The sequence below is a fragment of the Micromonospora sp. NPDC048839 genome (assembly GCF_040649915.1).
Taxonomy (GTDB): Bacteria; Actinomycetota; Actinomycetes; order Mycobacteriales; family Micromonosporaceae; genus Micromonospora.
In genome coordinates this window covers 96,814-118,721 of record NZ_JBEZGL010000007.1, presented here as the reverse complement: position 1 = coordinate 118,721, position 21,908 = coordinate 96,814, and the positions used below count along the sequence as shown (strand labels likewise).

29 protein-coding genes are annotated in these 21,908 nt (G+C 70.0%); 28 read left to right on the top strand and 1 reads right to left on the bottom strand.

Annotated features, from left to right (window positions below; genetic code table 11):
- The first annotated feature begins 176 nt into the window (after window positions 1-176).
- Window positions 177-1,589, top strand: coding sequence for a site-specific integrase (locus tag AB0C25_RS15725; RefSeq protein WP_357373619.1), 1,413 nt, complete (start codon window positions 177-179; stop codon window positions 1,587-1,589).
- On the opposite strand, the gene AB0C25_RS15720 is transcribed toward AB0C25_RS15725, so the two are convergent.
- Window positions 1,580-1,972 carry a helix-turn-helix transcriptional regulator gene (locus AB0C25_RS15720; protein ID WP_357373617.1) on the bottom strand — a complete coding sequence of 131 codons (393 nt, stop codon included), beginning with the start codon at window positions 1,970-1,972 and terminating at the stop codon, window positions 1,580-1,582. The two genes, AB0C25_RS15725 and AB0C25_RS15720, sit on opposite strands and share 10 nt — an antisense overlap.
- Before the next feature lie 168 nt (window positions 1,973-2,140).
- Here AB0C25_RS15720 and AB0C25_RS15715 point away from each other — a divergent pair, with 168 nt between their 5' ends.
- The 27 genes from AB0C25_RS15715 to AB0C25_RS15585 all read left to right on the top strand — a co-directional run bounded on the left by AB0C25_RS15715 (window position 2,141) and on the right by AB0C25_RS15585 (window position 21,908).
- Entirely contained in the window at window positions 2,141-2,353 is a 213-nt protein-coding gene (locus tag AB0C25_RS15715) for a helix-turn-helix domain-containing protein (RefSeq protein ID WP_357373615.1), read from the top strand.
- Window positions 2,350-2,622 (top strand): hypothetical protein, encoded by a 273-nt coding sequence (locus tag AB0C25_RS15710; RefSeq protein WP_357373613.1) that lies wholly within the window; start codon window positions 2,350-2,352, stop codon window positions 2,620-2,622. Before AB0C25_RS15715 ends, AB0C25_RS15710 begins: the two co-directional genes overlap by 4 nt.
- A gap of 77 nt (window positions 2,623-2,699) precedes the next feature.
- The gene (locus AB0C25_RS15705; RefSeq protein WP_357373611.1) at window positions 2,700-3,314 is read left to right on the top strand and encodes a hypothetical protein; all 615 of its coding nucleotides are present in this window, start codon (window positions 2,700-2,702) and stop codon (window positions 3,312-3,314) included.
- Entirely contained in the window at window positions 3,311-3,658 is a 348-nt protein-coding gene (locus tag AB0C25_RS15700) for a hypothetical protein (RefSeq protein WP_357373609.1), read from the top strand. Before AB0C25_RS15705 ends, AB0C25_RS15700 begins: the two co-directional genes overlap by 4 nt.
- Before the next feature lie 34 nt (window positions 3,659-3,692).
- Window positions 3,693-3,887, top strand: a complete 195-nt coding sequence (locus AB0C25_RS15695; RefSeq protein WP_357373607.1) for a hypothetical protein — start codon at window positions 3,693-3,695, stop codon at window positions 3,885-3,887.
- Window positions 3,884-4,237, top strand: coding sequence for a hypothetical protein (locus tag AB0C25_RS15690; protein WP_357373605.1), 354 nt, complete (start codon window positions 3,884-3,886; stop codon window positions 4,235-4,237). The genes AB0C25_RS15695 and AB0C25_RS15690 overlap by 4 nt, the downstream gene beginning before the upstream one ends.
- Complete coding sequence (locus tag AB0C25_RS15685; protein ID WP_357373603.1) at window positions 4,234-4,824, top strand: hypothetical protein; 591 nt, start codon at window positions 4,234-4,236, stop codon at window positions 4,822-4,824. The genes AB0C25_RS15690 and AB0C25_RS15685 overlap by 4 nt, the downstream gene beginning before the upstream one ends.
- Window positions 4,821-5,249 carry a hypothetical protein gene (locus tag AB0C25_RS15680; RefSeq protein ID WP_357373601.1) on the top strand — a complete coding sequence of 143 codons (429 nt, stop codon included), beginning with the start codon at window positions 4,821-4,823 and terminating at the stop codon, window positions 5,247-5,249. The genes AB0C25_RS15685 and AB0C25_RS15680 overlap by 4 nt, the downstream gene beginning before the upstream one ends.
- Window positions 5,246-5,491, top strand: a complete 246-nt coding sequence (locus tag AB0C25_RS15675; RefSeq protein WP_357373599.1) for a LuxR C-terminal-related transcriptional regulator — start codon at window positions 5,246-5,248, stop codon at window positions 5,489-5,491. The genes AB0C25_RS15680 and AB0C25_RS15675 overlap by 4 nt, the downstream gene beginning before the upstream one ends.
- Window positions 5,488-6,861 carry an AAA family ATPase gene (locus AB0C25_RS15670; protein WP_357373597.1) on the top strand — a complete coding sequence of 458 codons (1,374 nt, stop codon included), beginning with the start codon at window positions 5,488-5,490 and terminating at the stop codon, window positions 6,859-6,861. Before AB0C25_RS15675 ends, AB0C25_RS15670 begins: the two co-directional genes overlap by 4 nt.
- Window positions 6,858-7,067 carry a hypothetical protein gene (locus AB0C25_RS15665; RefSeq protein ID WP_357373595.1) on the top strand — a complete coding sequence of 70 codons (210 nt, stop codon included), beginning with the start codon at window positions 6,858-6,860 and terminating at the stop codon, window positions 7,065-7,067. Before AB0C25_RS15670 ends, AB0C25_RS15665 begins: the two co-directional genes overlap by 4 nt.
- The gene (locus AB0C25_RS15660; protein ID WP_357373593.1) at window positions 7,064-7,978 is read left to right on the top strand and encodes a hypothetical protein; all 915 of its coding nucleotides are present in this window, start codon (window positions 7,064-7,066) and stop codon (window positions 7,976-7,978) included. Before AB0C25_RS15665 ends, AB0C25_RS15660 begins: the two co-directional genes overlap by 4 nt.
- Before the next feature lie 29 nt (window positions 7,979-8,007).
- Entirely contained in the window at window positions 8,008-8,646 is a 639-nt protein-coding gene (locus AB0C25_RS15655; RefSeq protein ID WP_357373591.1) for a hypothetical protein, read from the top strand.
- Between the two features lie 74 nt (window positions 8,647-8,720).
- The gene (locus AB0C25_RS15650) at window positions 8,721-9,086 is read left to right on the top strand and encodes a hypothetical protein (RefSeq protein ID WP_357373589.1); all 366 of its coding nucleotides are present in this window, start codon (window positions 8,721-8,723) and stop codon (window positions 9,084-9,086) included.
- Entirely contained in the window at window positions 9,086-9,901 is an 816-nt protein-coding gene (locus AB0C25_RS15645) for a DUF2303 family protein (protein ID WP_357373587.1), read from the top strand. The genes AB0C25_RS15650 and AB0C25_RS15645 overlap by 1 nt, the downstream gene beginning before the upstream one ends.
- 84 nt (window positions 9,902-9,985) lie before the next feature.
- Window positions 9,986-12,877, top strand: coding sequence for a hypothetical protein (locus AB0C25_RS15640; protein ID WP_357373585.1), 2,892 nt, complete (start codon window positions 9,986-9,988; stop codon window positions 12,875-12,877).
- Between the two features lie 172 nt (window positions 12,878-13,049).
- The gene (locus AB0C25_RS15635; RefSeq protein ID WP_357373583.1) at window positions 13,050-13,358 is read left to right on the top strand and encodes a hypothetical protein; all 309 of its coding nucleotides are present in this window, start codon (window positions 13,050-13,052) and stop codon (window positions 13,356-13,358) included.
- Window positions 13,355-13,879 (top strand): hypothetical protein, encoded by a 525-nt coding sequence (locus AB0C25_RS15630; protein WP_357373581.1) that lies wholly within the window; start codon window positions 13,355-13,357, stop codon window positions 13,877-13,879. Before AB0C25_RS15635 ends, AB0C25_RS15630 begins: the two co-directional genes overlap by 4 nt.
- Before the next feature lie 15 nt (window positions 13,880-13,894).
- Window positions 13,895-14,737: a hypothetical protein gene (locus AB0C25_RS15625; RefSeq protein WP_357373579.1), complete on the top strand. Its 843-nt coding sequence runs from the start codon at window positions 13,895-13,897 to the stop codon at window positions 14,735-14,737.
- Between the two features lie 7 nt (window positions 14,738-14,744).
- On the top strand, window positions 14,745-15,056 hold the full coding sequence (locus AB0C25_RS15620; protein WP_357373577.1) for a hypothetical protein: 312 nt from the start codon (window positions 14,745-14,747) through the stop codon (window positions 15,054-15,056).
- On the top strand, window positions 15,050-15,235 hold the full coding sequence (locus AB0C25_RS15615; RefSeq protein WP_357373575.1) for a hypothetical protein: 186 nt from the start codon (window positions 15,050-15,052) through the stop codon (window positions 15,233-15,235). Before AB0C25_RS15620 ends, AB0C25_RS15615 begins: the two co-directional genes overlap by 7 nt.
- A gap of 87 nt (window positions 15,236-15,322) precedes the next feature.
- A complete protein-coding gene (locus tag AB0C25_RS15610; protein WP_357373573.1) occupies window positions 15,323-15,733 on the top strand; it encodes a hypothetical protein in 411 nt (136 codons plus the stop codon).
- Complete coding sequence (locus tag AB0C25_RS15605; RefSeq protein ID WP_357373571.1) at window positions 15,666-17,297, top strand: terminase; 1,632 nt, start codon at window positions 15,666-15,668, stop codon at window positions 17,295-17,297. Before AB0C25_RS15610 ends, AB0C25_RS15605 begins: the two co-directional genes overlap by 68 nt.
- A gap of 57 nt (window positions 17,298-17,354) precedes the next feature.
- Window positions 17,355-20,447: a phage portal protein gene (locus AB0C25_RS15600; protein WP_357373569.1), complete on the top strand. Its 3,093-nt coding sequence runs from the start codon at window positions 17,355-17,357 to the stop codon at window positions 20,445-20,447.
- A gap of 37 nt (window positions 20,448-20,484) precedes the next feature.
- Window positions 20,485-20,973: a hypothetical protein gene (locus AB0C25_RS15595; protein ID WP_357373568.1), complete on the top strand. Its 489-nt coding sequence runs from the start codon at window positions 20,485-20,487 to the stop codon at window positions 20,971-20,973.
- A 39-nt stretch (window positions 20,974-21,012) separates the two neighbouring features.
- Entirely contained in the window at window positions 21,013-21,570 is a 558-nt protein-coding gene (locus tag AB0C25_RS15590; protein WP_357373566.1) for a hypothetical protein, read from the top strand.
- Window positions 21,567-21,908 (top strand): hypothetical protein, encoded by a 342-nt coding sequence (locus tag AB0C25_RS15585; RefSeq protein WP_357373564.1) that lies wholly within the window; start codon window positions 21,567-21,569, stop codon window positions 21,906-21,908. Before AB0C25_RS15590 ends, AB0C25_RS15585 begins: the two co-directional genes overlap by 4 nt.

The following is a 21,908-nucleotide window of genomic DNA, read 5'->3' as shown; positions in this document are numbered from 1 at the left end:
CGCCCGGCAGGATTCGAACCTGCGGCCTTGGGATTAGAAGTCGACTTCGTCACCTTGGCCTGACCTGCGGTGTCCGATGTTGTCCGGATTCATGTTGTGCGTTGCGTGACGCTGCATGCCCTGGGCGACCCGAGAACGCTTGATCCCTGTCCCCAAGGGGACATACGTTCTCCGTCATGGCCAGCATCGAGCACCGTGCCAGCTCCGTCCGGGTCGTGTGGCGTATCCCGGGCAACCCAGGCAAGGAGTACACCACCTGGCCGACCGAGGACTACGCCGAGCAGGCCCGTGCCATCGTCGAGGGACACCGGGGCCACATCACCGCCGAGCGGGTCTACGCCGACATGGGCATGCCCGGCTTCGACGAGCCACCGGCGCCCGCCGGACCATCCTGGCCAACCTTCCGCGAGTGGGCCGAGAAGTGGCTCGCGTCGAAGACCCGCCTCGGCCCCGGCGCCCGAGACCGGTACGAACAGCAGTGGCGCGACCACATCTTCCCCGAGTTCGGCGACACCCCGATCGGCGAGATCACCTCCATCGCGGTCGGCACCTGGGTCAACCACATGCGAACCGTGGTGGGCTCCGAGAAGACCGTCACCCGCTACTACAGCGCTCTGTTCTCCCCGCTCAAGGCCGCCGCCGACCAGGGCATCATTCCCGTCAACCCCTGCAGAGGCACCGACTTCAAGCGCGACCAGCGCGCCGACGACGACACCGGCGAGCACGCCGCCGTCTACCTCACGCCGGAGCAGTTCGAGCAGCTGCGCCTCGGCTTCGACGAGCGCTGGCGCGCCCTGCTGGACACACTGATCGAAACCGGCGTGCGGTGGGGTGAGGTCACCGCTCTGGCGAAGATGCACCTCGTGGCACCCGGCAAGGGCAAGCCGGCCCGGGTGCGGGTGTGGCGGGCGTGGAAACGCGGCAAGGGCGGCGAGCGGTACCTCGGCACCACCAAGGGCCGCCAGAAACGATCCCTGCCGATCGGCCGTGACCTGTACAAAGTCCTGCTCGCGCTCGTCGACGACCAGCCCGACGACACGTTCATCTTCCGCCGCGCGGACGGTCGGGAGCTGGACTACAGCGACATGTACAACGACGTGTGGGCGCCGTCACTGACCCGCGCCCGGCGGTGTGAGCAACACCCGCCGCCGAACCGCGGGTCCCTGCTGGAGGCTGCCCCGTCTGGTCGCTGCCGGGACTACGGCGGCACCACGGACCACGGCAAGCCGTGCGGTGCGCGGCTGGTTCGTGGCACCGATCGCTGCGCCAGTCACTTCGGGCCGGCTCGTGACGCCGTATCGACCTGCGGCTGTCCCGGTCTCCTGGTCGTCGATCAGCCGCCGTCGTGGCACGACCTGCGGCACAGCTGCGCGATGTGGATGTTCTCCGATCGGCGGATGACTCCGCTGATGGTCTCGCGGCGGCTCGGTCACGCCACGCTGGCGATCACCTCGGACATCTACGGCGACCTCATGCCGGACCTGGAGGAGTCGGTGGTCGACGTGATCGCCGACGCGCGCAAGGCTGGCCGGCGGAAGGCCAAGGGTGCCGCGAAGAAGGCCCAGCGCGGCGGCCGTAGTCAGTCCTGACGGTTGCGGTTGGCCTGCTCGAAGATGTCGATGAGCTGGAGCATGGCTCGCCGCTGGTCGTCGTCGTAGATCGGGTCCGCGAGGATCGCCTCGCGCACTGACGGCGTCCGGGGCTGCTGGAATGGGGTCGCCGTGCCGCTGGCTGGCGTATCGCGGGGGAGCCGTCCCGCCAGTTGATGTGCCTCGGTCTCGTCGATACCGAGAGCGCGGGACAGAGCGTTGACCGTCCGGGCGGTGGGTGGCCGCTTGCCGACTTGGAGTCGGTCGACCGTCGTGCGCGCGATGCCGGACTGGTCGCGCAGCTCATCGTCCGTCCACCCACGAGCGTTCTGCTCGGCGCGCACGCGCACCCAAAAGTCGTACGCCACGCCCCGTTCAGTCACGTGCATGTTGTAGCACGACTGCACGATCCGGACATAGACCCGGTGCGCAATGTGCTGGTCAACGCACTTCGCCGAATCCGCCGTTGTAGCGTCTTGCATCGTCTCCGTTCGTCGTCTAGCGTCTCTTAACGCACGGACACGCTACGACTCGATACAAGGTGGTTGCTGGTGACGGAGCTGGAGACGGATCGCTACCTGACCGTCGACGAGGTCGCGAGCGTCCTGCGGGTCTCCCGCTGGAGCGTCGGCCGCTACATCACGTCGGGCGCCCTCCACGCGATCAAAGGCGACGGCCGCAACGGCCCCGTCCGGATCCCGCTCCGCAGCCTCAACGCCTACATCGAGAACCACACCGTCAGCGCGGAAGAGAGGACGCGATGACCACCCAGGCACCCCCGGCCCTGCCCCAACTGCACCTGCTCGAAGAGGTCGCCACGAAGTACCGGCTGTCGCTGATCGGCCTGCGGCGCAAGGCCCGCGCGAAGGGCTTCACGCACATCAAGATCGGCAAGCAGCGCTTCCTGACCGACGAGCAGGTGCTGAGCCTGCTCCAGGGCTCCACGGTCGTCGGCAAGGCGCAGAGCCAGCGCGAGGAAGACCTCGCCGCGACGGCCGCGCGGGTCGGTCGACGCCGCCGCCCGGCGGCCTGAACGAACGAAGCCCCCGGCCGCCGCGAACGGCTCAGGGGCTTCCCACCCGGACACCCACCTACCAGCTAGGAGTCCCGATGCAAGACCAGACCGTACCGCAGAGCTTCCTCGTCACCTTCGACCCGCTGGCCGGCGTCGACCCGCTGAAGATCCCCGCCCCGGCCAAGACCTCCGAGATCGCCGACCGCATCCAGGAGGCGTTCGACGCCATCGACATCACCGTCGGGGAGATCGACATCAACCTGACCGCCGGCACCGTTGCGGTTGAGGACACGGACGGGGACGTCATCGAGCGTGCCCGGATCGAGGGGGCGGGCGTCGGCCCCGCGCCGGAGCCGGACTACTGGCTGACCCTCGCCGACGACCTGCGCCAGGCCGCCGACCTGCTCGCCACCCTCGCCGGCACCACCGCGCCAGTCAAGGCGACGCTGGATATCACCGGCGCGTACCCGGGCAACACTGACCGCTCCGCCAGCGCGCTGACTGACGCGGCCGCGGTGGCCTTTGGCGTCTCGGCCTTCTCCCACACGTTCCCCGCTGGTGACTCGGTCTACAAGGCCGATCGGAACTTCGCCAAACTCCACGCCCACATCGGTACGTACATGCCGCCGGAGCAGTCGGAGCTGGAGCGGCTGCGGGCCGAGAACGCCCTGCTCCAGGCGCAGCTCGCCGAGGGTGGTGCGACCCGATGACGCAGCCGCGACCGACCCCCGCCGATCCGTTCCCGGTGCCGTACCCGACCGGCCCCCGCACCACTGACGACCCGACCGGGCTGCGCTACGACCGCGGCGACCTCGACGAGCAGCCCACCACCGGCCTGCCCGCCGGCCGCGACGGGTGGGCGGTCACCGGCCGCGGCATCACCGTCAAGACGAAGGCGTGCTGCGGTGCCGTCCTCGTCAAGGAGCGGTGCGACTGCCGGGCCATGCGCCGGCAGCTCCGCCGCAAGCCGGTGATCATCATGCCCGCGTTCGACCTCCGGGCACTGCTCGCGCAGCACCGCACCGCCGCCGACCAGGAGCGGGGTGCCGCATGAGTCTCCACCCCACCAAGACCCGGGTCGGTGTCGAGTGAGCCAGATTCAGGGCAACACCTCCGCCGTCCACCTCTCCGCCGCCGAGCAGGACAAGGCCTACCGCGAGGAGCGGCAGGCCAAGGCCCGCAAGTTCCTCCTCGACCGGGACCTGGCCGACGTCGCCGAGATCCTCGGGCTCGTCGAGTCCGCCCCGCCGGTCCGCCGCACCGTCCGCGGGGAGGTCCGGTGATCGCCCTCCTCCTCACCGCCATCTCCGTGCTGCTACTCCTGTGCACCGCACTCACCTGGGTGCTCGTCATCTGCGACCGGACGCTCAAGTCCCGGGCAGTCCGGCTGCACCACCAGGCCGACCGGATCCGCCACTACCGCGAAGAGCTGGCCGACAAGACAGCCGAAAACAAGCTGCTCGCCGAGGCCCTCGACGAAGTCATCGCGGCGAACCGCCAGCTGACCGAGAACGCTGCCGCCGGGCTCACACCCGCCACGGACAAGCCCTGGCCGCGCTGGGGCTACCGCACCCTCCGCGACATCTGCAACGCCGCCAGCCCCGCCGACTTCGACCGGAAGGACAACCGGTGAACCTCAGCCCCGACGACATCCGGCGCCTGGAGCAGGCCGCGACCGAAGCCTTGGCCGACGTCGACCAGCTCGCCGCCGACCCGGAAACCACCCGCCGGCTCGCGGCGGTCGGCGAGCCCGTCTACGGCGCCCAGCTCGCGGCCGACCTCAACGCCAACATCCTTGGCCGGATGGCCCTGGCCGGCGTGGCCGCGTTCGCCGTCATCCGCCTCAACCAGGCCAACCGGCGGTGCGACGACCTGCTCGACGAACTGACCAAGGTCCGCGCCCAGCTCACCGCCACCAACCGGCGCGCTGACGGCACGGCCGCCGACCTCCGCTCCGCGCGCCGCGGGCTCACCGAGTACGCCAACCAGACCGGCGGGCCGGTTACCCAGCACGTCCTGGTCGTCACCGAGCCGGCAGTGTGGAAGCTGCGCCACCCGGACAGCTGCACTGGCGAGTGCCCGATGTTCGCGCTCATGCACACCGCCATGGCCAGCGCCACCGCCGAGATCCCGGCCGGGCAGTACGAGGTGCAGCCCAACGGCCTCTGGGACCGGGTATTCATCGGCGACCGCATCGACGGCCCGGCGGTGATCCAGTGACCACCGACCTCAACAACCCTGGTCGAGCCGGCGCCTGGACCGCCACCGGTACCGCCACCACCGGGCAGCCCCGTCAGGGTGGCCGGCACCGCTGGGACAAGGGCGGCCCGGTCACCAACGGCCGCAAGCAGATCACTAACCCGGTCACGCCGGCGTACAACCCGCTGCACTCCTCCGTCCGCGTCGGCCTCGCCCCGCACCACTGGGCCGACCCCGACCGGCACCTCCCCGCGCCCGAGCAAGAGCTGACCGGCCGCATGGACACCAAGGTCGTCCTCGCGCACGGCCAGCCCCCGACGGAGCAACCCGCCGACCGGGACCAGGTCCTCGCCGAGATGCGCGGCGACCTCGGCGACCCGGCGGCCGTCGTCGCGGAGATCTTCACCGCCGCCGGCTGCCCCGACCTGACCGGTGCCGACCGGTGAACGCGCCCACGACGACCCGCCCAGCGCTCACCGCCGAGCAGCTCGCGCTCCTCACGCAGATCGCCGACGGGCACACCCACGCCGCCATCGGCCGCCTCCGTGGCATCACCCGCAGCACCGTCGAACACCGGCTCCACGTCCTGTACCAGCGAATCGGAGCCCGCAACGCGCCGCACGCCGTGGCCATCGCCATCCGCGCCGGCCTGCTCCCCACCCACCCCGCCCCGGAAGGCCCGGCATGACCGACCTCGACGTGAGGCTCGCCGACCTGGTCGGCACCGAGACCACCCCCGCGGTGGACCCGGTGCCGACCCGGTCCGGTGAACTCGAGTTCGCCCCGCAGCAGACCGAAGCCATCGAGAAGATCACCGACTGGTACCGGTCCGGCGACCAGCAGGTGTTCCGCCTGTTCGGGTACGCCGGCACCGGCAAGACCACCCTCGCCCGACACATCGTCGACCAGCTCGGCGTCCGTGACGTGCTCTACGCCGCGTTCACCGGCAAGGCCGCGTACGTGCTGCGCGGCAAGGGCTGCGAGGACGCCCGCACCGTCCACAGCCTGATCTACCAGCCTGTGGAAAAGGTCCGCGAGCACCTGCAGAAGCTCAGGAAGCAGATGCGTGAGAGCGACGACCCCGCCGAGCGTGAGGAGCTGCTCGCCGAGATCCGCCGCGAGCAGTCGAAGGTCGACTCCCCGGACTGGATCCTCCGCGAAGACAGCGACCTGGAGTACGCCGACCTCCTCGTCCTCGACGAAGTGTCGATGGTCGGCGAACGCATGGCCAAAGACCTGCTCTCCTACAACACCCGGATCCTGTGCCTCGGCGACCCCGCGCAGCTCCCGCCCGTGGACGGTGGCGGTTACTTCATCAACGCCCCGGCCGACCACCTGCTCACCGAGATTCACCGGTCGGCCCTCGACAGCCCGGTCACCCGGATGGCCACCGCCATCCGCAACAGCGCCCCGGGGCAACGCACCTACGGGGTGCCGGGGCGCGACGGTGACTCCGGCCGCGTCGACCGGCTGACGATCCCGCAACTGCTCGACTTCGACCAGATCCTGGTCGGCCGCAACGCCACCCGCTGGCAGGCCGTGCACCTGCTCCGGGCACTGCGCGGCCTGATCGGTGGCCCGCAGGCCGGCGACCGGATCATCGTGCTGGCCAACTCTGGTGAGGCGGAGGTGTTCAACGGCCAACAGTTCGAGGTCCTCGACGCCCACCAGGACACCCGCACCGACCGGTACCAGCTGGTTGTCCGCGATGACGAAGGCAACGAGCGGACCCTCACCGCGTGGGCGTCCGGGTTCACCGATCTGGAGGGGGAGAAGCAGGCCAAGCGGGACGGCCGCGGCACCGTCGTCGCCGCCACCTACGCCCACGCCATCACCACCCACAAGTCCCAGGGGTCGCAGTGGCCGCGCGTCCTGGTCGTCGACGAGGCGTCCGTCTTCTACGGCGCCGCGTACCGCGAGGCCATGAAAGGCGACCTCGGGTCGGCCGTCGCGTCGATCGAAGGGCACGTCAACGGTCGCCGGTGGCTCTACACCGCCGTCACCCGGGCCGCCGAGCGCGCCGTCATCGTTCCGTCCCTGAACGGGGTGCTCGCATGACGGCGAAGCATCGGCCCTCTTACGTCGCGCTCGTGGCGGCACTGCGCGCCGAGTTCAACGACATGGCGCTCGAAGCGATCTGGATCCAGACACGGGAACACCGCCGCAACCTGAGCTCGCTCGGGACCCTGGCTCAGGCAATCGATGACGCGCGTGACGTCACCTACGACTGCCAGATCCCGATCGACACGGACGGTGCAGCGTGACAGCCGCCGTGTCCGACGCCGAGCTAGCCGCGCTCATCGCCGACCTCCGCATCACCCCGACACCGGCGGCCGAGCCAGCACCACGGGTCACCGTGCCGGCCGGGCCGCCGCCGTCGACCGTCGAAGAGATGCGCGAGGTCCTCGCCACCCTCGACGCCTCCCGGGCCCGCAGCAAGCAAACCCGCCTCGGACCGTCCGAGCTGGGCACCCCATGCCAGCGGCAGATCGCGATGAAGCTCGTCGGGATCGTGCGCCAGCCGGAGGACAAGCGGCCACCGTGGGCGCCGATGCAGGGCACCGCCATGCACACGCTCATGGAGGAGGCGCTGCACCACCACAACCGGCAGCTCGGCCGCGACCGGTGGGTGGTCGAGGAGACGTTGACGGTCGACCCGGGGTTGCCCGGGGTGGACCCGATCACCGGCCACGGCGACGCGTTCGACACCGACTACGCGACCGTCGTCGACTGGAAGTACACCGGCGTCACCGCGCTACGCCAGGTCAAGCGGAAGACCGTGCCCAACGAGCAGCTGGTCAAGCCCGAGTACAGGGTGCAAGCCCACCTCTACGGCCGCGGGCACGAACGCGCCGGCCGCGACGTCCGCTACGTGCGCCTGGTGTTTCTGGCCCGGTCGCACGACTACTCCGACAGCGCCGAGTGGACCGAAGAGTACCGGCCCGAAATCGCCGACTGGGCGGTGGATCGCTACTACGCGACCCACGACCTGATCGGCCCATACGGCCTCGACCTGGCCGCCAACCCCGACCGGTGGCCCGCCGTACCCGCCACCCCCGGCAAGGCCTGCGACTGGTGCCCGTTCCGCCGCGTCGGCGGTCCGGCCGACGCGACCGGCTGCCCGGGTGACACCGACCAAAAGATCAACACGCAGCTTCGCGGCCTGATCGCGTAGCCCACCTCACTCAAAGGAGAACACCAGCAATGGACGCAGCGAACGCTCTGCTCATGGGCGGCGGCATCAAGTCGATCAACTGGAAGGACAACCCGGTCGGCTACACCGTCGTCGGCTCGATCACCGAGACACCCAAGGTCGAGCAGATGAAGAAGTACAACTCCGACGAGCTGGACTTCTGGCCGTCGGGTGACCCGAAGATGCAGATCATCGTCACCCTCCAGACCGACCAGCGGGACCCGGCCAACGCCGACGACGACGGCAAGCGGCGACTGCACATCTCGCCGCGCATGATGACGCCGGTCCGCGAGGCCATCCAGAAGATCGGCGCGAAGGGCCTGGAGATCGGCGGCCGGCTCGCCGTGCGCCGCATCGGCGGCACCGGCGCGGTCGGCGACCCGTACACCTTCGCCGCCGAGTACGGCGCCCCGACCGTCGACCCCGGCAGTCTCCTCGGCGGCCAGGCCCCGACCGCCGCCCAGCCGGCGGCACCGGCGGCCCCTGCTCCGTCGGCGGCGCAGTCCCTCGGCATCACCCAGCCCGCCGCCGTCGGCATCCCCTGCCCGCCCGGCATGGACCCGGTCAAGTGGGCCGCCCTGCCCGAGATGCAGCAGCGGGCCATCGCCGCCGCCATGGCGCAGCCGGCCAACCAGCCCGTCCCGTTCTGACCCACCCCACCCGCCCAGTAGAGGAGCCCACGCCGTCACCCGGCGGCGTGGGCACGCAGGAAGGAACAACGCACGTGACAGACGCAACCCCCGCCGACGGACGCACCATCCGCCCGTTCGGCGCCGTGCTCCAGGAAATTGGCGGCGGTAAGACCCACAACCGGCTCTCCGAGCAGCTCGCCGACCTGGTCGAGGCGGTCACCTCCACCGGCAAGAAGGGCACCCTCACCCTCCAGGTCACGGTCGCGCCCATCAAGGCCGGCAACACCAGCACCCTCATCGTCACCGGGAAGACCACCTGCAAGGCACCGGAAGGCGACGACGCAGCCCCGTCGTCGGTGTTCTTCCCCGACGCCACCGGCAACCTCACCCGCAACGACCCCAACCAGCCCAGCCTGCCGCTGCGCGGGCTCGACACCCCCGGAAGGGCCAGCGCCTGATGTCCACCGAAGCCCAGGCCATCATCGACAACGCCCGCACCGCCGCCATGCCGCAGGCCCTGGCCCTCGGCACCTACTGGATCGTCAACACCCCGCACGGCGTCGAGCACATCGACCTCACCGGCGACCAGCACCGCGACCAGCCCCGCCGCAAGAAGGGCACCGTCAACGTCCGCGACGCCGCGTCGTTCCTGGCCTACTACGACAAGCACGCCAGCCCGACCGCCGAGGTGTACGCCGACCGGGACCGCAACACCATCACCGCCATCCTCGACGCCCACACCGCGCACGGCGGGCAACCGGAGTGGCAACAGCACCGGGTCACCCTCACCCTGCGCCACAGCGACGCCTTCAAGGCGTGGCAGGGCATCAGCGGCAACCTGCTGACGCAAACCCAGTTCGCCGAGTTCATCGAAGATCACCGCGCCGACGTGCACGACCCCACAGCCGCGGACCTCCTGGAACTGGCCCAAACCTTCCAGGCCACCACCAAGGTGTCGTTCAAGAGCAGCACCATGTTGAAGTCGGGTCAGCGGCAGCTCGCCTACGTCGAGCAGATCGACGCCGCCGGCGGCCAGCGCGGCGACCTCCTGATCCCCGACTACCTCCAGCTGGCCATCGCGGTCTACGAAGGCGCCACCGTCGCGGACACCGTCACCGCCCGACTGCGGTACCGCATCGACGGCGAGGGCCGGCTCCGTATCGGCGTGATCCTCGACCAGCTCACCGACGTGATCGCCACGGCCTTCGAAGGCGTGATCAGCGAGATCGACGCCCAGGTGCCCGTGCCCGTTCTTCGCGGCACCCCGGCCTGACCGTTCCACCTGCCCAACCCGCTCAACACCGGCCCCCGCCCCGCCTGTCGGGGTGGGGGCCGGCCCACCAAGATCGGAGCATCGATGACCGTCACGGCAGGCCACGGCGTGGACGTCACCCTCGACCTCACCGCCGTACGCCGCTGGCTCGGCATCCTCCACGGGGACTCGCCCGGTCACGTGCACATCTGCTCCACCGGCGACTGGGCCGGCCGCATCTTCGGCGACCTCGACGCCGCCACCCGCTACGTGCAGCACCTCGACGCGGAAGGCCGCGAGGGCATCTACCTGCGGATCACGAGCCTCGCCACCGACCGCACCATCGGCGGCCGTGGTGGCGCCGCAGACTCCGCCGCGCTCCCCGCCCTCTGGGCTGACCTCGACCTCGCTGGCCCCGGCCACAACCTGTGGTGCAAGCCCGACTGCACCACCGCGCACGTCCACATCTGCCCACCGGACTGCGCCACCGAGCACAGCCACACAACCCGGGAACTGCCGCCCGACGAGGCCGCCGGCCGCGCCGTCATCGCCGCCACCGGCCTGCCCGAACCCACCATCTGGGTCCACTCCGGCGGCGGCCTCTACCCGATCTGGCTCCTCGACCAACCGTGGCACCTCGACGGCACCAACCTCGACCAGGCGAAGGACCTCGCCAAGCGGTGGCAGGCCGTGATCGAGCACGCCGCCGCGTCACACGGATGGTGGTACGGCCGCGGCGTCGGTGACCTCGCCCGCGTCCTGCGCATCCCCGGCACCGTCAACCGCAAGGAAAGCCTGGCCCGGCCATGCCGCATCGTCGGCGCGAGCCCGCACCGGTACACCGTCGCCCAGCTCCAGGCCGCACTCGACACCGTCATGGCTCGTATCGCCCCGCCCGAGCCCGCCCCGGCCGTCGGTACGTCGCTGATCGCCGCGCCGACCGGCACCCGGGCCGCCGGCCAGGTCGCCCCCGGCGAAGACTTCAACGTCCGCGCCGAGTGGTCGCAGATCTTGACGCCAGCCGGCTGGCGGGAGCACTACCGATCCGACGACGACGTCACCTACTGGACCCGCCCCGGGAAACCCACCGGCATCAGCGCGTCAACCAACGCCCTCGGCACGGACAAGCTCCACGTCTTCACCACCTCGGCCAGCCCCCTCGAAGGCGACGAGTCGTACTCCAAGTTCGGCGCGTACGCGGCGCTGCACTTCGGTGGCGACCACAAGCAGGCGGCCAAGGCGCTCGGCAACCAGGGCTACGGCTCGCCGCTGCCGGAGCCGGGCCACGACCAAGCCGAGCTGATCCGCGGCATTCTCGGCCACGACCCGGACGCCTCGGTGGGCATCGCGGCGCCGGCCACCCCGACCCAGCCACCGGCCGCGGCACCGCCCAACACGCCGCCGCTGCGCATCTGGGCACCCGAGCAGGAAGTGACCAACCCGGCCGTCGCCGCCGACTGGCTACGGGAGGAACTCGGCCGCGGCCGGCTGTCCGGCATGTTCCGCCGCGTCGACGCCGTCGTGCACACCCCCCGTGTCGGCGAGGACGGGTACGTGCCGCTGACCGACGACGCCGCCAACGACGACGGCCCCGCCCAGATTCGCCCCGTCACTGACTCCACCCTCGCCAGCCGCATCACCTACACCTACGGCTGCTACCGGATGGTCAAGAAGGGGGAGGACTGGGAGCCGGTCCAGGCCACGTTCCCCAGGACGGCCGCCCGGATCCCTCTCGACGTGCCCGACATGCTGCCGAACCTCCGCACGCTGCGCGGTGTCGTCCACACCCCGATCGTCCGCCCCGACGGCAGCCTCCTCGAGGAACCTGGATACGACCCGGCCACCGGACTACTCCACCTCCCGGAGCCCGGCCTGATCGTGCCCCGGGTGCCGGAGCAGCCCACCAGTAGCGACGTTGCCGACGCGGTCAAGCTGCTCATGGAGATGATCGACGGGTTCCCGTTCGTGTCCGAGCACTACCGGGCCAACTACCTCGGCGCCCTGCTCACCCCGCTGCTGCGGTCGTTGACCCCGCCGCCGTACAAGCTGCACGCCATCGAGGCTCACCAGCCCGGATCCGGGAAGACCCTCCTCGCCCAGCTCGCCCGACTCATCCACGGCGGTGTATTCAGGGCCGAGCTGCCCGAGGACGACGCCGAGCTGCGCAAGCAGATCACCGCCATCCTGTCCATCACCACCGGGCCCGTGGTCATCCTCGACAACGTCTCCGGCGCGCTGAAGAGCAGCACCCTTGCCGGCCTGCTCACCACGTCACTGTGGGACGACCGGCCGTTGGGCTCCACCTCCTGGACCCGGTCGACCAACGACCGCCTGTGGACCGTCACCGGCAACAACATCAGCATCGGCGGCGACCTCCCGCGCCGCACCATCCGCACCGTCATCGACCCCGGACAGCCGAATCCGGAATTGCGCACCGGTTTCGCCATTGGCAATCTTGAAGGCTGGGTAACGCAGCGGCGCGGCGATCTCCTCCACGCGCTACTCACGCTCGTTCGCGCGTGGGTGGCGGCCGGGAGACCGTTGCCGGTCGAGCGGGCCAGTGACAGTTACGCGCTCTGGGTCCGCACCGTCGAAGGCATTCTCGGCAACGCCGGAATCGGCGGCCAATTCGACCACGCCTCCACTCAGGTTGATGTCGGCACCGATGACGACGAATGGTCGGTGTTCCTCGAAGCCGCGCACAAGGCGTACCAGGGCCGCGAATGGACCGCCAAGGAACTGCTCGCCGACGTCGACACCGGCATCCTCATCACCCCCGGCAAAGTGCCCCTGGAGGCGCTGCCCGACGAGCTCGCGGCCAAGGCTGCCAAGCACCCGAAGGGGCCGGCCGGGATCAGCAAGAGCCTCGGATGGTGGCTGCGCAACCGGGAGGGCCGGTGGGCCGGCGGTCTGGCGGTCCGGCGAGCCGGGGTCGACGTCCACAAGGTCCAGCAGTGGCAAATCCATGTGGGTCAGGGCAGAACGGACACCCCATGACCATGATCATCCGGGTTTCCGGGTTTTCCGGGTTTCTCTGGGTCCCCCGCGCGCCCGCGAAAAACCAAGCAGCTACAGAGCGTAACGAAATCGTGGAGCGGCCAACCCGAGATGGCCGCAGAAAACCCGGGAAACCCGGAAACCCGGATGATCTTCAAACGAGGCGGCACCGATGCCCGACACCTTCAAGTCCACCGCCACCACCCCCACCCGATGCGAACGCTGCCACGCGCCGCTCCTCACGGCCCTCGACGAAGGCCTCGCCGCCCGCGTCGACGCCACCCCGCTGCCCGACCGCCAGGCCGAAATCGCCGCACTCCTCAACGGCCAATGGACCTACACCCACACCAACAACCGACACCTCGTCGTCCGCACACCAGAACGCATCACCGCCGGACTGCTACGCGGCACCACCCACGCCGAACACAAATGCAACGGCCCCACCCAACTCACCCTCGACGACATGATGGGAACCAAATGAGCGCCACCATTCCACGCGTAGTCGGACTCGACCTCTCCATGACCGCCACCGGAATCGCCTGGTGCGACGGAACCACCTACACCATCAAGCCGAAGAAGGACGGCGACGCCCGCCTGTTCGAGATTGAATCCGAGATCGCTCGCGCAATCGAAGGCCGCGCCATCGACCTGGTCGTCATCGAGGACCTGCCCACCAACGCCAAGTCCGCCGGCATCACCGGCATGGTCCAAGGCGTGGTCCGCGCCTGGCTCCGCCACCACCAGGTGCCCTACGCCCTCGCCGCACCGGCCAGCCTCAAGAAGTACGCCACCGGCAACGGCAACTGCGGCAAGCCAGCGATGGCCGTCGCCCTCTACAAGCGGCTCGGCCGCGAGCTCACCGACGACAACCAGGTAGACGCCCTCTGGCTACGGGCCGCAGGCCTCGACCACCTCGGCCACCCCGACACCGTCATGCCCGCCAGCCAGCGCAAAGCCCTCGCCGCGGTGAAGTGGCCGCTCGTCCTCGACACCGCCAGCTGACCCGGAAGGATCGCCATGCCCAACGACCGCGACGTTCAGGAACTCCTCGGCGCACTCCGTGACACCGACGACGAGGACCGCGCCACACCCCGCCGGGTGCCCACCATGGCTGAGCGGATCACCACCGCCCCCGGCTGCGGCCACACCCCCGAGCAGCACCGAAACGACGACGGCCAGGCCGCCGACGACCGCAGCAAAGACCAGGCGATCCGCGAGCTGGAGGCCGAACGCGACCAGGCGAACGCCGACGCTATCCGATTCAAGACTCACCTTGTCGAGGAGTCGGCTCGGCTCCGGGAACACCTCACTCGCACCCGGACCGAGCGGGATGAAGCCAACGCCCAGTGCCGGCGACTCAACCGCGAACTGGACGACACTCGCGCCGAGATCACCGCCGCCTGGGCTGCACTCAACGCCGCAGGCTTCGGCGACCCGGTCGCCGGAGTAGGTGAGCTGATCAGCCGCCTCGCCTACGAGCGCGACCGCACCGCAGCTGACCTCCACACCGCGAAGGCCGACACCAACCGCGACATCGCCCGCCAGATCGCCATGCTCGCCGCCGACCCCCCACTGCTCCGCGATTGGCTCACCACCTGCCAGCCCCTACCGACCAGCTACGCCGAACTGCTCCAGGCCCTCGCCGAGAAGATCGGCCGAGGCGACCAACCGCACCTCGGCCCCATGTCGCCTAGCGCGCAGGCCGAGGTGACGCGGCTGCTGGTCGTCGTCGAGTGGCACGGCGACTACTACGGCCGGGAAGAGCGCGTCGACGTGCTGCGGGAGTGGATCGAGGGCGCGCTGACCGACCGGGACGACACCCCCGGCGTCACCATCACCGAGGTCCCGGAGCAGGGCTGACTCAGCGATGAGCAAGACGTGGGCGAAGGGCAGCACCAGGGCGTGGCGCAACACCCGCGCCCTGGTGCTCGCCCGCGACCTCTACCGCTGCCGCGCCCACACCGACGGATGGTGCGACCACGTACCCGGCGACCACACCTGCACAGGCCTGGCACTGCTGGCCGGCCCGGACGCAGGCCACGCCCACCACACCCTCGGCCGCACCGTCACAGGCGACGACCCCACCCACATCGTGGCAGCGTGCGCCCCCTGCAACCTCCACATCGGAGACCCCACCCAAGCACCCGACCCACCAGGCAGGAGCGTGACCCGATGGTGATCGAGCCGCAGATGTACGTGGTCGACATGAGCACAGGCGAGGTGACTGGTGGGCCGGAGCCGGGCATCGTCCAGCACTGGGACCGCGACACGTTCGAGCTGGAGGTGCACGAGTACGCGCCCGACTCGTGCGACCGATGCAACGAACTCCGCGACCTCGGCTTCGAGGACGAGTCATGATGTCCGATTTTTCCCCTATGGGGGAGGCCTGGACACCCCGAGGTACGTGTCCGTTCTCTCTCCCCGATTGATTGAGAGGTTTTCGCGATGGTGGCTCAGGGGCCGATGTTGCGGGCTGTTGCGGCGGCGCTACGGGACGCGGATGTGTCGAAGCAGGATGGCGGGGCTCGGGCGTTGGCTCGGCGGTACGCGGCGCTGATCGACGAGGCGGTGCCGAAGGCCACGTACGCCGAGCACCTGCGGACGCTGCGTAACGCCCTGGACGACGAGATGGTCGACAACCCGGCGGTCGAGCGGGCGATGACGAAGGTCGAGGAGGCCCTGGCGGCACACTCGGTGATGTCGGATCTTGGCCCGAAGCTGCTCGCGGTGCTGACGTCGTTGGGCATGACGGCTGCGGGCCGCGGCGTGAAGGGGGGAGGTGGCCAGAGTGTCAGTCCAGTTGCTCGCAAGCTCGACGAGTTCACCGAGCGTCGTACTCGGAAGCACGGTTCCTAGGCTCTTCACGCCACCGCTGGTCAAGGGGCCGCCGGGGCCGTGTGGGTGCGGGTGCGCGTTCACTGAGGACACCACCGTCGGTTTCGACCAGGTCCGGTTCGCCGACGAGGTCCTCAACCATCCGTACGACCCGTGGCAACGCTGGTGCGTCATCCACGGTGGTGAGCTGCTGCCCGACGGCTCGCAGCGGTTCCGGTACCGGCTGATCCTGGCGTCCCGGCAGAACGGCAAGTCAGAGATCCCCGTCGGGCTGGTGCCGTACTGGCTGTTCGTCGAGAAGGTCGGGCAGGCCCTCGCGACGTCGACCAAGGTCAACATGGCAAAGAAGCTGTGGTTGAAGTCGCGGAAGCTGGTGTCGTCCTCGGGGCTGGAGGAGCTGCTCGACCGCCGTTGGTACCGGGAGGCCAACGGCGAAGTGGAGATGTGGACCCCCGAGCAGACCGCAGACGGCAGGCCGTGGGACTCGCACTACGGCATCGACGCGTCGAACGAGGAGGGCGGCCGGAGCCTCAGCATCGAACGCCTGATCATCGACGAGCTGCGCCACCACTACGACTACTCGGCATGGGGTGCTCTCGTCCGCACGATGGGCGCCGTCGACAACGCGCAAGCCTGGCTGCTCTCGAACGCCGGCTCGGACCGCAGCATCGTGCTCAACGACCTACGCGACGCCGCGGTGACCGAGCTGCCCGACGGCACCGAGGTGGCGGTCGACGACCCGGACACCGACCTGTTCCTCGCCGAGTATTCGTCGGCGAAGGACGCCGATCCGGAAGACGTGTACGCCCTGGCGCAGGCCAACCCCAACATGAACCGGCGCGGGCAGAAGTCCCGCGATCTGCTGGCGGATGCGCGGCGCGCGGTCAAGGCCGGCGGGGAGGCGCTGACCGAGTTCAAGACCGAGGTCATGTGCATCCGGGTCAGGAACCTCAACCCGGCGATCGACCCCAAGCCTTGGCGGGACTGCGGCACGGGCACCGGCCTCGACGAGGTGCGGTCGCGGGTCGCGATGGTCCTGGACGTCGCGCCGGACCTGCGGCACGCGGTGCTGTGGGCCGCAGCTGTGCTGCCCGACGGACGGGTAACCATCGACTTCGTCCAGTCCTGGGAGGGGCAAGGCTGCACAGTGAAGGTCCGGCGGGAGCTGCCGAAGCTGTTGGCGCGGACCCGGCCGCAGGCCTTCGGCTGGCTACCGGACGGACCGGCCGCCGCGCTCGCGGCCGACCTGGCGGACCCGGCGAAGAAGGGCAACCCGACCCCTGGCCGCGCCGAGTGGCCGCCCCGTGGCGTCAAGGTCGAGGAGATCCGCACTGCCGGGACCGGCGCGGTGTGCATGGGCTTCGCGGACCTGGTCGACGCGCTCCAGATCCTGCACACGAACGACCCGCTGCTGAACGCTCAGGTCGCCGGGGCGGAGTGGCTGGCGCGAGGCAACACGAAGGTGTTCAGCCGCAAGGGCGAGGGCCACGTCAACGCGGTGTACGCGGCGGCCGGCGCGGTGCATCTCGCGCGGACGCTGCCGGCACCGGTGGGTAAGCCGCGCGTGGTGGTCGTCACGAAGTAGTTAAGCACCTCAACGGTTGAGTGTTGAACCTCTTGACTGTCGAGTATTCTGCCGGTCATGGGGTTGTGGGCGCAGGTGAGGGAGCTGTTCAGGCTGCCCTCCCTGCCGCCCGGGTACAGCCAGTTCGCCGCCGAGACCGACCCGGAGCCGCTCGACCGGGTCATCGTCAAGATGATGGGCCGCGGCGCCGTTCCGAAGGTCGACCGTGAGGCGGCACTGTCGGTGCCGGCGGTCCTGCGGGGGCGGAACCTGATCTGCTCAATCTCGACGTTGCCGCTTGTGCAGTACGCACGAGACTGGCGGGTCGAGGAACTGCTGCTGCTGGAGCAGATCGACCCCGATGTGCCCAACGTCGTGACCCTCTCGCAGACCGTTGAGGACTTGCTCTTCGAGGCCATCTCCTGGTGGCTCATCACCGCCTCCGACGACCAGGGCTTCCCGACCGCCGCACGGCACCTGGACGTCAACAGTGTGTCGCTGAACCCGCCAGGGAACCGGCCGCCGCCGGCGCCGTTGCCGTCGGGGGAGGAACCGCGTGGCGCGGTGGTGTACGTCGCCGGCGAGAAGGTTCCTGCGTCGAAGATCATCCGCTTTGACAGTCCGAACCCGGGCCTGCTCAAGACAGCCGGACGGGCGATTCGCCGGGCCATCCTGCTCGACCGGGCCGCAGAGCTATATGCCGACGACCCCCGGCCGCTGGACTACTTCACCCCGACCGAGGGCGCCGATCCTGTCGGTGACGACGAGGTCGAGGGCATCCTGCGGAAGTGGATCGCAGCCCGGAAGGAACGCGCCACGGGCTATGTGCCGGCCGCGTTGAAGTACAACACCGTTGACGTGCCCACCCCCGCAGATCTCCAGATCGTGGAGCAGCAGAAGCGGGCGGCGCTGGACATCGCGAACGCTCTCGGCCTGGACCCGGAAGACCTCGGGATCAGCACCACGTCGCGGACGTACCAGAACGCGACGGACCGGAGGCAGGACCGGATCAATGAGGTGCTTTCGCCGTACATGAGTGCGATCACCGATCGGCTGTCGATGGGCGACGTCACCAAGAAGGGGCACCTCGTGCGCTTCCAGCTGAACGACTACCTGCGCGCCGACCCGAAGACCCGCGCCGAGGTCGACGAGATCCGCATCCGCACCGGTACCAAGACGGCCGACGAGGTACGCCACGACGAGCGGCAGCCTCCGCTACCCACCTCGGCCAAGCCCGCACCGAAGGAGACGGCCGGTGCTGTGGCCGCTCATGGCGCCCCGATGACCTTCGCTGACGACCAGGGCGCGGGCATGACGTTCTCCATCTTCGACTTCGCTGGCGACAGCGAGCCGGCCAGGGTCGATGCGGGGAAGCGCACCATCACCGGCCTGGCTGTGCCCTACAACAAGATCGCCCGCAAGTACGGCCTGGCGTTCCGGTTCCGACCTGGGTGCCTTCAGTACAGCGACGTTTCCCGGATCAAGCACTTGAAAGACCACTACGTCCCGGTCGGTGTGCACGAGTCGGTGCAGGAGACGAAGCGGGGCCCGGTCGTCAAGCTGAAGGTTCTCGACGGCCCGGAGGGCTCCCCGGCGAAGCTCGAACGCGACCAGCTGCTCTACGACGCGGAGCACGGCCTGTACGACGGCCTGTCCATCGGCGTCGACTTCAGCCTCGACCCCAACGTTGGCGACGTCGAGTGGAACGAGAAAGACAAGGTTTACGACGTCCTGCGTGCCAGTTGGCGCGAGACGTCGTCGACGCCCATGCCTGCATTTGACGACGCGAGGGTCACGAAGGTGGCGGCGTCGCGAGGGAACGGAGATCGATCAATGCCATGTGCCACCTGCGGGCAGGTCCACGCGGAGGGCGTGGCGTCGTGCACCGCTCCCACCACCGCGCCGGCCACCCAGCCGACCGCCGTCGAGATGAACGCCGCACCGGCCACGCCGGTGGCGCCAGCCCCGGGCGGCCTGACACTGTCCAGTGACCAGCTGGCCGTCCTGCTCAGTCGCCCGGATGGGCTGGCCGGCCTGGCCGCGCTGCTCACGCCCGGGGCCCCGGCGGCGCCCGCCGCGCCGGCTCCGGAGCAGCGGCAGACCGTCGACCCGACCCGCGCCGTGTCGCTGACCGCCTCGGTCACCGAGCCGGCCCCGTACCGGTTCGACAGCCGCGGCAACATCATGCGCGGCTCTCATGACTTCAGCTCGGACCTGATCCTCGGGCTGAAGGGGAAGGACCAGGCCGCCTACGACCGGGCGCTCTCCGTCGTGCAGGAGCGGTTCGACGTCAGCAACGTCGCGTCGTTCGACACCGACCGGGCGGACACCGCCGGCCTCAACCCGACCCGGCAGCGGCCGGACATGTACGTCGATCAGCGTCAGTACCGGTACCCGGTCTGGGAGGCCATCAACAAGGGCACCCTTACTGACGTCACCCCCTTCGTGTTCCCCAAGTTCAACACCGCGTCGGGCCTGGTCAACAACCACACCGAGGGCGTCGAGCCGACCCCCGGAACGCTGACGATCACCACGCAGACCGTCACCCCGACCGCCGTGTCGGGCAAGGCCGAGATCACCCGTGAGGTGTGGGACCAGGGCGGTAACCCGCAGGTGTCCGGCCTGATCTGGCGGCAGATGGAGCGTGGCTGGTACGAGGCCCTGGAGGCCCGCGCCGTTGCTGTTCTCGACGCCGCCACGCCGACGGCCATCGCGTTGACCGCCGGGGTGAAGGACGACGTCCTCGCCGACGAGCTGACCGCGGCCATGGTGTTGCTTCAGTTCGTCCGCGGCGGGTTCTCGATGGACAACCTGTTCACGCAGGTCGACCTCTACAAGGCGCTCGCGGCCGCCGAGGACACCACCGGTCGCCCGCTGTTCCCGGCGCTCGGCCCTGCAAACGCGTCCGGCACCTCGCGGGCCCGCTGGTCGGCGCTGGACATCAACGGCATCGCCGCGCTGCCCGCGTGGGCGCTCGCGGCGTCCGGGGCGGTCGTCGCCTCCTCGTACCTGTTCGACTCGGAGAGCGTGCACGGCTGGGCGTCCGCGCCAAACCGGCTCGACTTCGAGTACCAGGTCGCCCACATCGACATCGCGATCTGGGGCTACGGCGCCACCGCGATCTCCGACCTGGCCGGTGTCCGTGAGATCACCTACGACCCGGTGGCGTGAGCCGAACCGGACTGACCGAATCGAGCAGGAGGCGCAGATGGCGCAGGCAGGATCGCGGTCGGCGGGGGCGCAGAGCACCCCGGCGACCGCCAAGACGGAGACCATCCCGGTCTCGCAGCCGGAGCAGTCGGCGGACGCCGGCCGGGTCGCCGAGCTGGAGGCGGAGGTCGAGCAGCTGCGCGAGCAGCTGGCCGAGGCCCGGGAACCCAAGACGAGCGAAGGCGGTGAGCCGGCCTACGTCGCCGCGCTCGTCGACGCCCTGGCCGACGGTGCCACGGTGCCGGAGAACGTTGAGCGTCGGCTGCGGGCGGCGGGTCGGCTGACCAACCGCCCGGTCGAGCCGTCGTTCGGGCTGTCCGAGGGGCAGCGGCAGGAGCTGCTCGCCACCGGCAAGACGACCAGCCCGTTCACCGGCACGCCGCAGCTCGGCACCGGGAAGCCGGGCGAGAAGCCGCGGGCGGTGTCGGCCGCCGAGCACGCGAAGACGCCGGCCAAGCAACAGGCGCCGGCGCGCGACAAGCAGTAATCCGGGCGGAGGGGAAAGGGGGTGACCATCATGCGGGCGGTGTCGTCGACGTCAGTGTTGCTGCCGGTCGGCGGATACTGGCGGCTGGACGTCGATGCCGACACCGTCCCGACTGTGGTGGTCACCCCTCCCACCGGTGAGCCAGTCCCGGTCCTGGCTGCGCAGACGGCCGCCGGGCGGTGGCAGGCGACGTACCTCGTGCTGGCTCCCGGCCGCTACGTCGCCCGGGCCACCGTCGTCGACGAGGACGTCGTCGACTTCGTCGCGCAGGTCTTGGCGGTCACCACCGGGGCGGAGATGCCCGACGTGCCGGCCGTCGTCGAGTACCTCGGCGAGACCAGCGCCACCGAGGACGAGGTCCAAAACGCGCTCGACGCCGAGCTGGCCGCGCAGCGTGGTGTGTGCCGGGTGCGCGCGGTGTACCCGCCGGATCTGCGGGAGGCGCTGCTGCGCCGGGTGGCCCGCAACCTGGCGCTGCGCAGCCTGCCCCTGGCGGTGCTGCGCGGTGACGCCGAGGCCGGGACGACCGTGCTGCCGGGCCGGGACCCTGAGGTCCGCCGCCTGGAGGCACCGCACCGAAGGATGCCGATCGGATGAGCCTCGTTGGGGACCGCACTGCCATCGCAACCGCGCTGACCACGGTGGACGAGGTGACCGGGTACGCGAGTAAACCGAAGATCCTCCGGCCCGGTGACGCGTGGCCGCTGCTCGGACCGCTCGACCGCGCCGGCGGAATGTCGTTCACCGCGACCTGGCGAGTGTTCCTGGTCCTGCCTCAGGACGAGGTCACAGCCAGCGAGTGGCTCGACAGCCACGTAGAGCCGCTCGTCGACGCGCTACTGCCCGTGGGCTTCGTCGACCAGTTCCTGCCGGTGGCCGTGACCACCGAGGCCGGCGACCAGCTGGCCGTACAGATCACCATGAGGAGTGAGTGA